At 64.8% G+C, this 14939-nt stretch carries 13 protein-coding genes; 1 reads left to right on the top strand and 12 read right to left on the bottom strand.

The genetic code is table 11. From position 1 onward, the window contains the following. Nucleotides 1-103: 103 nt before the first annotated feature. The 5 genes from NA637_RS12395 to NA637_RS12415 are packed head-to-tail and all read right to left on the bottom strand — an operon-like array spanning nt 104 to nt 5699. A complete protein-coding gene (locus NA637_RS12395; RefSeq protein ID WP_256072546.1) occupies nt 104-319 on the bottom strand; it encodes a KTSC domain-containing protein in 216 nt (71 codons plus the stop codon). Then, a complete protein-coding gene (locus NA637_RS12400) occupies nt 316-2121 on the bottom strand; it encodes an ABC transporter ATP-binding protein (RefSeq protein WP_256072547.1) in 1806 nt (601 codons plus the stop codon). Before NA637_RS12400 ends, NA637_RS12395 begins: the two co-directional genes overlap by 4 nt. Then, nucleotides 2118-3272: a beta-glucosidase gene (locus NA637_RS12405; RefSeq protein WP_256072548.1), complete on the bottom strand. Its 1155-nt coding sequence runs from the start codon at nt 3270-3272 to the stop codon at nt 2118-2120. Before NA637_RS12405 ends, NA637_RS12400 begins: the two co-directional genes overlap by 4 nt. A 13-nt stretch (nt 3273-3285) precedes the next feature. Next, a complete protein-coding gene (gene glf / locus NA637_RS12410; RefSeq protein WP_256072549.1) occupies nt 3286-4527 on the bottom strand; it encodes a UDP-galactopyranose mutase in 1242 nt (413 codons plus the stop codon). Continuing rightward, nucleotides 4515-5699 (bottom strand): glycosyltransferase family 1 protein, encoded by a 1185-nt coding sequence (locus tag NA637_RS12415; RefSeq protein ID WP_256072550.1) that lies wholly within the window; start codon nt 5697-5699, stop codon nt 4515-4517. Before NA637_RS12415 ends, glf begins: the two co-directional genes overlap by 13 nt. A 415-nt stretch (nt 5700-6114) precedes the next feature. Between NA637_RS12415 and galE the strand changes: the two genes are divergently transcribed. Beyond that, nucleotides 6115-7182 carry a UDP-glucose 4-epimerase GalE gene (gene galE, locus NA637_RS12420; protein WP_256072551.1) on the top strand — a complete coding sequence of 356 codons (1068 nt, stop codon included), beginning with the start codon at nt 6115-6117 and terminating at the stop codon, nt 7180-7182. 72 nt (nt 7183-7254) lie between these two features. On the opposite strand, the gene NA637_RS12425 is transcribed toward galE, so the two are convergent. The 7 genes from NA637_RS12425 to NA637_RS12455 all read right to left on the bottom strand — a co-directional run bounded on the left by NA637_RS12425 (nt 7255) and on the right by NA637_RS12455 (nt 14900). Beyond that, a complete protein-coding gene (locus tag NA637_RS12425; RefSeq protein ID WP_256072552.1) occupies nt 7255-8838 on the bottom strand; it encodes a gamma-glutamyltransferase family protein in 1584 nt (527 codons plus the stop codon). A gap of 9 nt (nt 8839-8847) precedes the next feature. Next, a complete protein-coding gene (locus tag NA637_RS12430) occupies nt 8848-9684 on the bottom strand; it encodes a sulfite exporter TauE/SafE family protein (protein WP_256072553.1) in 837 nt (278 codons plus the stop codon). Nucleotides 9685-9700: 16 nt separating this feature from the next. Then, the gene (locus NA637_RS12435) at nt 9701-11026 is read right to left on the bottom strand and encodes a TRAP transporter large permease (protein ID WP_256072554.1); all 1326 of its coding nucleotides are present in this window, start codon (nt 11024-11026) and stop codon (nt 9701-9703) included. Continuing rightward, nucleotides 11023-11544, bottom strand: a complete 522-nt coding sequence (locus NA637_RS12440; protein WP_256072555.1) for a TRAP transporter small permease subunit — start codon at nt 11542-11544, stop codon at nt 11023-11025. The genes NA637_RS12435 and NA637_RS12440 overlap by 4 nt, the downstream gene beginning before the upstream one ends. A 3-nt stretch (nt 11545-11547) precedes the next feature. Further along, nucleotides 11548-12645 (bottom strand): TRAP transporter substrate-binding protein, encoded by a 1098-nt coding sequence (locus NA637_RS12445; protein ID WP_256072556.1) that lies wholly within the window; start codon nt 12643-12645, stop codon nt 11548-11550. A gap of 357 nt (nt 12646-13002) precedes the next feature. Next, nucleotides 13003-13239: a hypothetical protein gene (locus tag NA637_RS12450; protein WP_256072557.1), complete on the bottom strand. Its 237-nt coding sequence runs from the start codon at nt 13237-13239 to the stop codon at nt 13003-13005. Nucleotides 13240-13310: 71 nt separating this feature from the next. Then, nucleotides 13311-14900: a gamma-glutamyltransferase family protein gene (locus tag NA637_RS12455; protein WP_256072558.1), complete on the bottom strand. Its 1590-nt coding sequence runs from the start codon at nt 14898-14900 to the stop codon at nt 13311-13313. Nucleotides 14901-14939: the final 39 nt, after the last annotated feature.

Below are 14939 nucleotides of genomic sequence, written 5' to 3' on the forward strand. Positions count from 1 at the left end.
GGTGAGCAATGATCGCCCAGTTTGCTGCGCGACAGCGCCGGCGTCTGGACGACGGTGATCTCCTGCAAGAACTGCGTTGGATACTGGCGGCGGGCACAGATAGCTATTCGATGCGCCGGTAGCGGTAATGCTGCGGTTTGAATACCTGATTGAAATGCCGCCCCAGGGAATCGGCCTCCAGCAGCGCCTGCACCACTTCGGCCGGTACCTGCTCGTAGCGATACAGCGAACCGTTGTGAAACAGCACCTCCAGGACTTGCTCATCGGGGTCGTAACCCAGCTCCCGGAGGCTACGAGACTCCACCGCGACGCGCTTCATACCGCCGGGTTGGGTTGCTGTTTGAAGCCCTCGGCCTGCAGGCGCCACAGCGCCTCGAATTCACCGCCGCGGTTGCGCAGTTCCTTCGGCGATCCATCCTCGACGATGCGTCCATTACGCAGCACGATGATTCGATCGAAGCTGGCCAAAGTCGACAGGCGGTGCGCCACGGCTACCACGGTGCGGTGATGCACAAGATTGTTGAGTGCCGCCTGGATCTCGCCTTCGGACTGCGTATCCAGCGCCGAGGTGGCTTCGTCGAGGATCAGGATCGGTGCGTCCTTGAGAAAGGCGCGGGCGATGCCGAGCCGCTGGCGCTGGCCGCCGGACAGCATCACCCCGCGCTCGCCGACCAGGGTGTCGTAACCCTGCGGCAGCTCGCGAATGAAGCCGTCGCAGAAGGCACGGCGCGCCGCCTCGACCACCTCTTCATCGCTGGCGTCCGGGCGGCCGTAGCGGATGTTCTCGCGGATGCTGCGGTTGAACAGCGCGGTTTCCTGCGGTACCACGGCGATCTTCTCGCGCAGGCTGTCCTGGCTGACGCTGCGGATGTCCTGGCCGTCGATGAGAATGCGCCCGTCCTGTACGTCATCCAAACGTTGGATGAGGTTGATCAGCGTGGACTTGCCGGCGCCGGACGAGCCCACCACACCGACCTTCTGCCCGGCCGGAATGTGCAGGTCGAGGCCTGCGAACACGGCGCCGCGATCGGGGTAGCCAAAACTGACGTCCTTGAAGGTGATATCCCCCTCGGCCAGCAGCAGCTGCGCGCCGCTGTCCTCCAGGCCGTGGGGCTGGACGATGATGCGCAGGGTGTCGTCGATGGCGCCGATCTGCTGCGTGGCGTCCACCAGCGCCAGCGCCAGGTCCCGCGAGCCATGCAGGATGCGAAAGGTCAGCGCGCTGACCAGCACCACGTCGCCGGCCGTGACCTCGCCACCTACCCACAGCTGGATCGCCCAGATCAGCATGCCGCCGGCCATCACCGACAGGCAGATGTCGTGCATCACCCGGGCCTTTTCCAGGTACATCCAGCTGCGCCGCTGGGCGCGGGCCTCGAAGCCGATCTCGTGGGCCAGGCGCTCGGCCTCGCGGTCACGGGCGGAGAAGGCCTTGATGGTCCACACGTTGGACACCGCGTCCACCAGTTCGCCGCCGACCCGCGCCGACTGCGCGGCGAAGCGTTGATGCTTGGAGCGCCCGCGGATGCCGAAGCCGGTGATCAGCGCGGCGACGAGGGCGACGAATAGAATCAGCGCCAGGGCCATGCGCACGTCCACCGTGAGCAGCACCACCACCGCACCAATAAAATCGACGATGGGCGGTACGATCTTCCACGCCAGGCCACCGTAGATGGCGCCGGCCGCCTGCCCCACCGCGGAAATACGGTTGCCCAGCGAGCCGGCGAAATGCTCGTTGAAGTAGCGCATCGGGTGACCGGTCAGGTGTTTGAACAGGTCGACGCGCAGATCCACCACGCTGGCCACCACGGTGCGACAGCCGAGCCAGCCACCGAGGCGCCAGAACACGTTTTCGACAACGATCAGGCCGATGAACAGCCCCAGCGGCCACCAGACGTTGGCGGCACCGCGATCCGCAGCGCCCTGGGCCATGGCGTCCACCAGCAGCTTCATGCCGTACTGCACCGCTACCGCGCAGCTGGCCGCGCCGATGATCAGCGCCAGCAGGCCACCGAAATGCCAGGGCCGGGCGCAGATGTAGTGCCAGAGAAAGGCCACCGGCCGGCTCGGCAGCAGCAGCTCGTCCGGCTTGGCCTGAGGCACGGCGGCCGCCTGGTTCATGGCGTGGCTTCGGCGAATTGCGGGGCCGGGCTGGACTGGCTGAAACGCATCTGCTGCAGCCGCAGTTCATCGGCCAGGCCCTCGTGCACACAGCGCTTGCCGTTCTCGTCGGCAAAGCCGAGCAGCCCGACCGGGCAGTGCCGCTCATTGGTCCAGCCCGGATAGTCGAGCACCGGATACAGACAGATGCCCTCGACCGGAACCCCACGCTGCATGGCCAGCCCGGCCTGCTCGCTGACGTAACGCAGCCAGTCGCCGCGCAGGTCGCCCTCGGCGCCGGTTTCGGCAATCAGCAGCGGCCGTTTATAGCGCTGCCAGATTTCCGTGAGGATGCCCTTGAACGGCCGGTAGTCCGGGTTGTCGCGCTCGATGGTGCGGCCGTCGCCGTGGTACCACTGGTTGTTCGAGTAGTAGTTGACGCCGAGCACATCCAGGTATTCCGGCGCACCGCCGAGGCCGGGCCAGAATTCGCCGCAGAGCATGTCCCAGGCTTCGAACTGCGACTGGCGGAACCGCTCGGCGTCGCGCTGCGGACCGGGCCGGTCGTTTTCTGCCGTAACGTGGATGGCCGGGTCGACCTGGACGAAACGCGCCCGCGGTTCCACGTCACGGATCGCCTGCATCGCGGCGATGGTGGCACGCACCAGCTGATGCTTGAGCTCGAAACCGCGGCCGCGCGCCATCGGGTTGAAGTAAGCCTGATCGCCACCGGCCCAGGCCCAGAAGGAGATTTCGTTGAGCGGCGCATAGAAGGGCACCGCGCCGGTTTCGTCCCTGACTACCTGCGCAGCGGCAGCAGCGTAGCGGGCAAAGCGCTCGACGAATTGCGGTCGCCAGATGTCGATGTCGTCCGGCCAGCCGTAATGGCACAGATCCCAGATCACCTGGGTGCCCTGGTGCTGCGCCGCCTGCAGCATGGGCAGAAAGCTGGACCAGTCGTACTGCCCCGGCTGGCGCTCGATCAGGTGCCAGCGCAGACCGTCGCGCACGCTGTGCAGGCCGTAGCGGTGCAGCTCGGCGTAGTCGTGGGCCGCCCAGCGATCGTGTCCCGTGGCGGCGAGCAGATCGAGGCGGCGACCATCGCTGCGGCGATGGTTGGAACATTCGAACCCGCCCATGAAGAAACTTTTGAACAGCGTGGGCTGATGCATCTTGCGCCTCGTCTCAGGGTGCCTGTTCAGCCAGCGACTGGCTGTGTTTGGTGCTTTCGCCGGACTCAGGGCCGCGTTCGGCTTCCTCGATGCGTTTGTACAGCGCCAGCGCCTGCCCGACCACCTGATCCATGTTGTAATACTTGTAGCTGCCGAGCCGCCCGACGAAGGTGACGCCCGGCGTCTCGTCCGCCAGCTGCTGGTAGCGCTTGTACAGCTCGGCGTTCTCCGGCCGCGGGATGGGATAGTAGGGATCGCCCTCGGCCGAGGGATATTCGTAGGTGATGCTGGTCTTCGGATGGACCTGGCCGGTGAGGTGCTTGTACTCGCTGATGCGCGTATAGGGCACGTCTTCACTCGGGTAGTTGACCGTACCGACCGCCTGGAACTGCTCCTGCTCGAGCTGCTTGTGCTCGAACTTCAGCGAGCGGTAGGGCAGCGTGCCGAAGCGGTAGTCGAAATACTCATCGATCGGCCCGCAGAAGATCAGGTGGTCGTGCTGCACCTCGTCGCGGATCTCGCGGTAGTCGGTGTTGAGCATCACCTTGATGTTCGGGTGCGCGAGCATCTTCTCGAACATCCTGGTGTAGCCATGCTTGGGCATCTGCTGGAAGGTATCGGTGAAGTAGCGGTCGTCGGTGTTGGTGCGCGTCGGGATGCGCGAAGTGACCGACTTGTCCAGCTGCGACGGGTCCAGCCCCCACTGCTTGCGGGTGTAGCCGCGGAAGAACGTCTGGTACAGCTCGCGGCCGATGCCGTTGATCACCACGTCCTCGCTGGTCTGGATGTCTTCCACCGGCTCGGCGCGACTGGCGAGGAAATCCGCTGCCTCCTGCTCGGTGGTCATGTGCAGGCCGTAGAGCTTGTTCAGCGTGGTCATGTTGATCGGGATCGGCACTTCCTGCCCGTCCACCTGCGCCAGCACGCGGTGCTCGTAGGCCCGCCACTCGGTGAACCGCGAGAGGTAATCGACGATGCGCTGGGCGTTGGTGTGGAAAATGTGCGGGCCGTAGCGGTGGATCAATACGCCGGCTTCGTCGTAGTGATCATAGGCATTGCCGCCGATGTGCGGACGCCGGTCGACCACCAGTACGCGCTTGTTCAGCCCGGCCGCCAGGCGCTCGGCCAGGACGCTGCCGGCAAAACCGGCGCCGACGATCAGGTAGTCGAAACCTCGTCGACCGGTAGCTGAACGGACGCTGGCGCCGCCACCTGCGTGCTCGGGGTTACTGTCTTGCAAGCTCACATCGCGCATTGCATCTTCTCCTTCATCAGCGCCCAGGTGTGGTCCCAGGACATGTCGCCGAGAATCTCATCGGCGGTCTTCAGCAGACGGTCGCGGTCTTCGGCATCGGCCAGCGCTTTTTCCACCGCATCGATGAACGCATCGGGCGTGTCGGCGATATGGACGATGTCGGTGTCGCCGTAGGTGCGCACCACGTCCTTGATCGGCGTGGACACCACCGGGCAGCCGCCGGCCAGGTATTCGGGAGTCTTGGTGGGGCTGATGAAGCGGGTCGATTCGTTCATGGCGAAGGGCATGATCGCCACGTCCCAGCCGGACAGGTAACGCGGCAACGCGTCGTAGGCCTTGCCGCCGAGATAGTGAATGTTGTCGCGTTGCGGCAGGTCCGCCGGATCGACCTTGACCACCGGGCCGACCAGCACGAATTGCCAGTCCGGACGTTTTTCCGCGACCTCGGCCACCAGCCGGATATCGAAGCGCTCATCGATGACGCCGTAGAAGCCCAATCGCGGCTGCGCAATCTCGGCCTGGTCATCGGGATCGGCCTGAGGCCGGCGCGCCTTGGCGAAATGCGCCACGTCGACGCTGCTGGGAAAGGCAAAGGCGTTCTCGTGCAGCTCGCGCTTGGCTTCCCAGATGCTGTAGCCGCCGGTGAAGACCAGGTCGGCGCGGTCGAGCAGCTCGCGTTCGCGCTGCACCAGATCGGGCGGTGCGCCGCGGAATGCCGAGAGTTCGTCCATGCAATCGTAGACGGTGAGCTTGGGCTTCAGATGGCCGGCATAACCGAGCGCCATCGGCGTGTAGAACCAGAGCATCAGCTCATTGACGCCAAGCTTGTCCAGATAGCCGTCGAGCAAGTCACGCTGCACGCGCAGCGCCGTATCGCCCTCGCAGCCCTGAGGCAGACGCGGAATCAGTACCTGCACACCGTTTTCCTCGGGCCGCACCTCCAGCCAAGGCTTGGCATCTTCGGTCGGGATCGGCTCTTCGACAAACAGCACGTTGAAGTCCCGCGCAAAGCGCGACATCAGATGCTGTGGGCGCTGATAGACGAAGCTCCAGCGCAAATGGGAAAGACACAGCAGGGTCGGCACCCGCTCATCGAAAACGACTTCGGGCGGCATCTCCTGCTTGTCGGGGGATTTTCCAATCTCGTATTGGTAAGGGCCGGCCCAGCTCATGGCTACCTCGTGCAGATGGCGAAGTCCTCGAGCGTCCCTTCTGCCGCATCGCATAAACCCGCGCAGCCTGCGCGGTACAGGAAAAAAATCGAGGCGCGCTGCAGCCTGCCCAACCGTAGCGATCCAAGCGCAGCTCGCCGGCTATGGACGACGCAGCGTGAGGCAAGGTTCCCCTGAGGCCCTTTTGGCGGTCGGTCATCGGCTGACTGTCGCTTCGCTGGAACTTGCTCGCCCCTTCTCCCGTCCCTATCACAGGACGCCTGAATTACCTCGGCATCGGCGCTGAGTGCTCCAGCAGTGCGCACCGCCCGACGCGCCGACCCCAACCCTGGAGATGCATGCAGCGGCCGCGCTCATACGGCCAGCCGCGTATCCCCCGTGCGCGTCGAATAATTCCGCCATGCGAGGTAGACACATGATTCTGGTAACGGGAGGCGCTGGTTACATTGGGTCCCACGCGGTGCTGGAGCTGCTTCTGGCGGGCCACGAGGTGCTGGTACTGGATAACCTTTGCAACAGTTCGGAGACAGCGCTGGATCGGGTGGAAGCCCTGGCCGGCCGCAAGGTCCAGTTCGTCAAGGGCGACGTGCGCAACCGCTCGCTGCTCAAGGCGCTGTTTGCCTCTTACCCCATCACGGCGGTGCTGCACTTCGCCGGTCTCAAGGCCGTCGGTGAAAGCGTGCGCGAGCCACTGCGCTATTACGAAACCAATGTCAGCGGCAGCATCGCATTGTGTCAGGCCATGACCGAAGCGGGCGTCTTCAAGCTGGTGTTCAGCTCGTCAGCCACCGTCTACGGCGATTCGCCGACGATGCCGATCACCGAGAGCTGCCCCACCGGTATGCCGACCAACCCCTACGGCCAGTCCAAGTTGATGGCCGAGAACGTGCTCAAGGGGCTGGCTGAATCCGATCCGCGCTGGTCGATCGCCCTGCTGCGCTATTTCAACCCCATCGGCGCGCATGAGTCCGGGCTGATTGGCGAGGACCCCAACGGCATTCCCAACAACCTGCTGCCCTACATGCTACAGGTGGCGGTGGGCCGCCGTAAGCAACTGAACATCTTTGGCGCGGACTACCCGACACCGGACGGCACCGGCATTCGGGATTACATCCATGTGGTTGACCTGGCCAAGGGGCACCTGAAAGCATTGGAGCGATTAAGCCTGGTGCACGGTGTTTCCACGTGGAACCTCGGCACTGGCCGCGGTTATTCCGTGCGTCAGATGGTGACGGCGTTCGAGGAAGTCATAGGGCGGCAGCTGCCCCATGTGTTCAAGGCGCGCCGCCCCGGCGATATCGCCCAGTGCTGGTCGGATCCGAGCAAAGCTCGCGAAGAGCTTGGCTGGCAGGCAGAAAAAGACCTGCTGACCATGCTCACCGACGCCTGGCGCTGGCAAAGTCGCAACCCGCAGGGCTATGCGGTGGAGGTGAAGACCCCTGCGAAAGGCGAGGCCAAGGCCGAAACCGCGCTCGCCAGCTGACGGCTTGCGCGGTGGCGCCGACGCTGACCCGGTATCGTAGGTGGCCTAAGCCGGGTGCGGCAATCGGTGTGGCTAGAGGCCGCAGACGCTGCCGTCGCTACGCGGATCCGCAGCCCCTTCCAGCACGCCGTCGGGGTGCCGCAACAACGCACCGGCGTGCCCCATGGTGTCGCTGAAGGGCTCGTCGAGCGTCTCGACAACATGCCCGGCCGCTTGCAGCTGGGCCACCAGTTCCGGCGCAAAGCGGCTCTCCAATTTCAGACTGGTACTGACATCGCCCCAGGTGCGACCGAGCAGCCAGCGCGGTGCGCTGACCGCGGCCTGTAGATCACTGCCCAGCCGGTAACGGCTGAACACCGCCGCCTGGGTTTGCGGCTGCCCTTCGCCGCCCATGGTGCCGTAGCTCAGCACCCGCCCGTCATCGAATAGCGCCAGTGCCGGGTTCAGCGTGTGGAAGGGTTTGCGGCCAGGTTCCAAAGCCTGGAGCGCCTTGGCATCGAGGGAAAAGCTGATGCCGCGATTCTGCCAAGCTACACCGGTGGACGGCAGCACCACTCCGGAGCCGAACTCCCAGTACAGGCTCTGGATGAAGCTCACCGCTCGCCCTCCGCCGTCGATGCAACCCATCCAGATGGTATCGCCCGGCGCCGCGGGGCGCGGCCACGGCAGTGCGGTATTGGTATCGACGGCGCTGGCGAGCGCATCCAGCTGCTCGGCTGTCAGAAAGCTTTGCGGGTCGGCCGGCAACCGGCGCGGGTCGGTTACCACCCGGTCGCGAATCATGAACGCCTGCTTGGTCGACTCGACCAGGCCATGGATATGGGCGAAGCCTTCGGCCTCGCTTACCTTCAGCCGCTCGAATACGCCGAGAATCAGCAACGAGGCCAGTCCCTGGGTCGGCGGCGGCATGTTGTAAACGGTAGCATCGCCCAGGCGCACCTGCAGCGGGGTGACCTCCTGCGCGTGGTAGGCCTGTAGATCGCCCAGCCGCAGTGGGCTGCCCAGCCGCTCCAGCTCACTGGCCATGCTCGCGGCCAGTTCGCCGCGATAGAAGTCGTCCAGGCCAGCTTCGGCCAGGCGCTCCAGGGTATCGGCCAGGGCGCTCTGCTTCATCAGGCTGCCCTCGGTCGGCGCCTGGGCCCCGACCAGATAGACATCGGCGAAGCCGGGCACGTCTTTGAGTTCGTCGAACTTGGTCCGCGTCAACTGTGCCTGGCTGCGGCTGACGACGATGCCATTGCGGGCCTGGCCAATGGCTTCGCCGAGCAGGTCGCGCAATGGCATTGTTGCACCCCAGCCGGCAGCCATCTCCAATGCCTTGGCCCAGCCACCCACGGTGCCGGCAACGGTTAATGCGGCGCTTGGTCCGCGGCTGGGGATCTGCTCGAAGCCGGCGTAGAACTCGCGGCTGGCCAGCGCTGCGCTGCTGCCGCAGGCGTCGATGGCGACCGGAGCCTTGCCCGGCTCGTGGATCAGCCAGAAGCCATCACCGCCGATGGCGTTCATGTGTGGGTAGACAACGGCGATGCTGGCCGCTGCGGCGACCATGGCTTCGACGGCATTTCCCCCGGCCTTGAGTACGTCGCGTCCGGCCTGGGCAGCCAAGTGGTGGGGGGCGACGAAGATACCGCGGGTGGCGTGGGTGCTTTTCAGCATGGTCGATCCTCAGATGGCAAAGGCACCGAGCAGCATGCGAGCAGCTGTCAGGGCCAGAAAAAGCGCAAACAGACGCCGCAGCAGGCGTGCGTTGACGGCATGGGCGATGCGGGCGCCCCAGGGCGCGGTCAGCATCGTCACTGGAACGATCAAGGCCAGGCCGAGCAGGTTGACGTAGCCCAGCGTGGCCGGGGGCAGGCTGGCCGCGCCCAGGCCGTTGACCAGATAGGCCAGTGCGCCGGGCAGACTGATTACCACGCCCAGCGCCGCGCCCGTGCCCACGGCGATGTGCATGGGCGTGCGGCAGGCATTGAGGATCGGCACGCTCAAGGTGCCGCCGCCAATCCCCATCAACGTCGACAGGCTGCCGATGAACAGACCCAGGACTCCGGTCCCGAACGTTCCGGGCAATCCGTCGCGCAGGTTCAAGCTGTGATCGAACGCCATGTTCAGCGCCACCAGCAGTGCAATCAGCGCGAACAGCGCGGCCAGCATTTCACCGCTCAGGTAGCCGCTGAGCAGCGCGCCGATCAGCACGCCGATCAGCGTTCCCGGGATCAATGGCTTGAGCAGCTCCGGCTTGAGGCCGCCACGTCGGTAGTGGGCACGGGCCGAGATGATCGAGGTCGGCACGATGGCCGCCAGCGAGGTGCCGACCGCCACATGCATGCGCACCTCGGGATCGACGCCGAGCAGGGTGAACAGGTGATACAGCACCGGAACGATGACGATACCGCCACCGACGCCAAGCAGGCCGGCGAGGATGCCGGCCACCGCGCCGGTCAGCAGCAGGGCGCTGACCAGACCGGCCAGCCACAGGGGACTATAGGCAGCAAAGAACTCCATGATCACGCTCGTCGTGTTACCAGCCGATGGCCTTGGGCAGCCAGGTGGCGAGGGTTGGGAAGAAGAACACCAGGGCGACGGCGAGCATTTGCAGCCCGACGAAGGGCAAGGCGCCGACATAAATGTCCTTGGTGCTGATGCCCGGTGGCGCAACACCCTTCAGAAAGAACAGCGCCCAGCCAAAGGGGGGCGTCAGGAAAGACATCTGCAGGTTCATCGCGACCAGAATCGCCAGCCAGACCATGTCGGTGTCATAGCCCATGAACACCGGCAGGAACATCGGCAGGGCGATATAGGAGATCTCGATCCACTCCAGGAAGAAACCAAGCACGAACAGCAGGGCCATGAGAAACAGGACCGCGCCCAACTCCCCGCCTGGCAGCAGACTGAACAGGTCATGCACCAGCGCCTCGCCACCCAGGCCGCGAAAAGCCAGGGAAAAAGGCTGCGAGCAGAGCAGGATGAGGAAGATCATGGCGCTGATGCTCAGCGTCCCGTGCAGGGTCTGCTTGAGCGTGTCGCGGCTCAGGCGCCCGGCGCAACCGGCGATGATCAAAGCGCCCAGCGCACCAATGGAGGCCGCCTCGGTAGGCGCGGCCAGGCCGCCGATGATCGAACCCAGCACGCAGACCACCAGCAGCAGCGGCGGCAGCACCGACCGGGCAATGTTCTTCCACAACTGCCGACGGCTGAGCAGGGCACGCTCCTCGGCAGAAATCGCCGGCACCCAGTCTGGGCGCAGGCGACCAAGCAGCAGCATGTAGACGACGTACACGCCAGCCAGCATCAGGCTGGGCACGAAGGCGGCGGCGAAGATCGAGCCCACCGATTCGCCGAGAATATCGGCGAGCAGGATCAATACCAGGCTCGGCGGGATGATCTGGCCCAGGGTGCCGGACGCGCAGATGGTGCCGCAGGCCACGCTGGGCTTGTAGCCCCGGCGCAGCAGCACCGGCAGGGTCAGCAGGCCGATGGTCACCACGGTGGCGCCGACGATGCCGGTGGAAGCGCCCAGCAACACGCCAACCAGCACGATGGCCAGCCCCATGCCGCCGTTCAGGCCGCCCATGGCCTGCCCCACGGTTTCCAGCATGTCCTCTGCGACCCGCGATTTTTCCAGCATCACCCCCATGAAGGTGAACAGCGGAATCGCCAGCAGCGTGTAGTTGCTGACCACGCCGAACATTCGTGCCGGCAACAGGCTGAACAGCATCGGGCCAAAGCCGATCAGGCCGGCAGCGAAGCCCGATACCGCGAGGGAAATGGCCACCGGCACGCCGACCATCATCATCGAGAAGAAGGCGAAGACCATGATAATCGCCAGCCATTCGTTGAGACTCACGACTGCATCCCCGCAGCAGACGGCGGTGTGGCGAACAGACCGCTCAGCGCACGCAAGGTATCGGCAATGCCCTGCAGGCCGAAAAGCGCGAAACCCAGCGGCAGAAAAGCCTTGACCAGGTAACGATGCGGCAGCCCACCCGGGTCGGGCGAGCCTTCGTCGATCCGGTAGGCCTGCATCATGTAGTGCCAACAGGCCCAGGCCAGGAAGGCCCCGATAAGGCAGGTGGCCAACGCGCTGAACAGATCCACGGCGGCGCGGGTACGCGCCTGGAAGCGCTCGTAGATGAAATCCACGCGTACGTCGGCCCGGTGCTTGAGCACGTAGGATATGCCCAGCATGGCGATCGGCGAGATCAGAAACCATTCCAGCTCCTGCAGCGCCACCGGGCTGACATCGAAGCCGTAGCGGATCAGCACGTTGGCCGATACCAGCAGTACCAGCAGCAACAGGCATGCGCGCGCCACGCTGCCGAGGGTCTCGATCAGCTGCTCCAGGCGGTTGATCACGGCCCACATCGATCAGCTCTCCAGGTTCATGAAACCTTTCTCGCCAACCGCCGACCAGGATCGGTACTGCTCGCGGAAGGCCATGAAATGGTCATGCACCTTGCGTGTCGGCGCGTCGGTGGCGGCCATGCTCGACAGGGTGTCGGCGGTGACTTCGCGCAGCCGTGCAATGATGTCATCCGGCAACGGCTGTGCATTGACGCCTTCGTTCTTCACCAGGTCTTCCAGCGCCTCGGCATTGACCGCGTCCGACCAGGCCAGGCTCTCGGCGTTGCAGGCCTGGGCGCTGATCCGCACGATCGCCTGCAGGTCAGACGGCAGGCTGTCCCAGGCCTGCTTGTTGACGATCAGTTCGGTGACGTTGGTCGGCTCGTGCCAACCGGTGGTGTAGTAGTTCTTCGCCGCCTTGTGCAGGCCCATGCGCCGGTCCTGGTAGGGCCCGACGAATTCGGCGGCATCGATCACGCCGCGTTCCAGCGCCGGGAATATTTCGCCGCCGGGCAGCAGGCGTACGGCTACGCCCAGTTCGCTGTAGACCTTTCCCGCGAGGCCGGGGATACGCATCTTCAAGCCCTTGAGGCTGTCGATCCCCTCCAGCGGCTGGCGGAACCAGCCGGTCATCTGGGTGCCGGTGTTGCCCATCGGCATCGGCACCAGGCCATGAGGCTCGTAGAGTTCCTCCCACAGTTTCAGCGCGCCGCCGTTGTACAACCAGGCATTCATCCCTTGCGTGTTCATGCCGAAGGGCACGGTGGTGAAATATTGCGCGGCGGGGATCTTGCCGGCCCAGAAATAGGCATTCGCGGCATTCATCTCGACCAGCCCGCTGGACACGGCATCGAAGCCTTCCAGGGCGGGGATCAACTCGCCGGCGGCAAAATGCTGGATCTTCAGGCGGCCGCTGGACAAGGCCTCGACCCGCTTGCAGAAGTCCGTCGGGCTGCCCGGCCCCTGAACATAGAACGGCGAGCCCGGCGGATAAGCGTTGGTCATCTTCCAATTGAAAGTCTTGCCGCTGGCGGCGGTCGCGATGGCTGGGGCGCCCATCGCCAGGCCGGCACCTGCAGCAATGGCTCCAGCACCGAGGAATGTACGACGGTTAAGGCTCATGGCAGATCTCCTTTTGCACAGTCCGTGATCCTAATCGGCGGGTTGCCTATCGGATGTAAAGTCGTGCAAAAGCTCTGAGCAACAGCCGTGCCAGTGGATTGCAGAAACTAAGCTATTGATTTCTGGTTATTTATTCCGAAATTGGAGCAAGCAGGCAATCTGCTTGCTGCACAACAAACGGGCATACTGTGCGCCTGGGCGTCGACGAAACGGCAGCGCGAGGTACCAAATCGACACATTCGTAAGCTGCGCCGATCCATTTGGACTCGATCGGTAATCCCCGCGCCATCGGCGCTGACGAATGTCAGATGCGCCCCATGACGAAGCGGCGCGCGCCGTAACAAGGCGTTATCGAGCTCACAATCGTGCTCCACCCCGGCGATGCTTGACCCGCGTCAACAGTGCCTTGCAATCCACCGCGAGGATGTCCGGATGATTGAAGATGTGTTCGCGGACGAAGGCGTCGAAGGTCTCGTAGCTATCGGTCAAGGTATGGATATGCAGGCTCTTCAGATCGCTCATGATGTACAGGCTGACCACTTCCACGGTCGAAGCCAGGCGCTCGGCCACGGCCTCGATGGCCGCCGGCGCCACGGTCAGATCAATGAACCAGCGGCGAGCTGCGCTTCAGTACTTGCCTGCTCGCAGGACTGAGCAAAAGGGCTTTAGCAGGCCACCACCTGGCCATCCTTGCGCGACTCGGAGCCACCGACATAGCCGTGCTCGGTGCGCACGATGATCTGCGCGCCGCCAAAGGACGAGCGATTCTGCTCCACCTTCAGATCGTGTCCCAACCGGCGCAGTTCGGCGAGCGTCAGGGGGTCGAAGGCGTCTTCGACCGCGACCGTGCAGCCCTTCTCGATCCGCCAGCGTGGCGCATCGATCGCCGCCTGGGGATTCTGCCGGTAGCGCAGGATGCGCAGCATCAGCTGGGTATGCCCCTGCGCCTGCATCGGCCCCCCCATCAAGCCGAAGGACATCAGCGGCGTGCCGTCGGCGTTCATCACGAAGCCCGGAATGAGCGTGTGGAATGGTCGTTTCCCCGGCGCGACGCAGTTGACGTGCTCGGGGTCGAGGCTGAAACCGGCGCCACGATTCTGCAGGCTGATTCCGGTGCCCGGCACCACCACACCGGAGCCGAAGCCCATGTAGTTGGACTGGATGAACGAGACCATCATGCCGTTCTCGTCGGCGGCAGACAGGTACACGGTGCCGCCACGCTGAGGATCGCCGTGGCCGGGATCGGCTGCCTCGCTGGAGATCAGCGCCGCCCGCTGGCGCAGGTAGCCCGGCGCCAGCAACTGGTCGGGTGTCACGCGCATGTGGGTCAGGTCGGCCACGTGCGCGTGCACGTCGGCCAGCGCGAGCTTCATCGCCTCCAGCACCTGGTGCAGCGTCTCGGGGCTGTCCACCGGGTCGTTGCCGACACCTAGCTCCTCGAGCATACCCAGGGCGCTGAGGGTGGCGATGCCCTGGCCATTGGGCGGCAGTTCGTGCACCACCATACCGGCGTAATGCACGCTGATTGTGTCGATCCAGTCGACCGTATGCTCGGCCAGATCCTCCAGACTCATCAGCGCCCCGTTGGCCTTCGCATGGGTGACGATGGCGTCGGCCAGCGCGCCCCGGTAGAAGGCTTCGCCGCGCGTTTCGGCGATCGCCTCGAGGGTACGGGCATGATCGGCCATCACTACCCGCTCACCGGCCATGGGTGTCCGCCCGCCCGGCATGAAGCATTCGGCAAAACCGGGCTGATCCTTGAGCAGCTTGGCGCCCTGCTGCCAGAGCCGGGCGATCACCGGCGTCACCTGGAACCCGTCGCGTGCGTAGCCGATGGCCGGTTCGGCCAGGCGTGCGAAGGGCAGCTTGCCGTAGCGTTTGGACAGCGCGACCCAGGACGAGACGGCGCCCGGAACGGTGACCGCACCCCAGCCACGCTCCGGCATCTGCTGCTGGCCGGCGAAATACTCGGGACGCCAGCCGGCCGGCGAGCGCCCGGAAGCGTTCAGGCCCTGCAGACGTTGGCCGTCCCAGACCACGGCGAAGGCATCGCTGCCGATGCCGCACCCGGTGGGTTCGACCACCGTCAGCACCATCGCCGCAGCAATGGCGGCGTCCACGGCGTTGCCGCCCTGCTGCAGCATCGTCATGCCTGCCTGTGCGGCCAGCGGCTGGGAACAGGCGACCATGTTGCGGCCCATGACGCAGGAGCGCGCCGAACCATAGGCCTGGGTGTAATCGAGTTCGAGGGGCATAGCGGATTTCCTTGGAGTTGAAATACGGCGTCACGCCCG

The organism is Stutzerimonas stutzeri, assembly GCF_024448935.1.
In the GTDB taxonomy this organism is placed as follows: domain Bacteria; phylum Pseudomonadota; class Gammaproteobacteria; order Pseudomonadales; family Pseudomonadaceae; genus Stutzerimonas; species Stutzerimonas stutzeri_AO.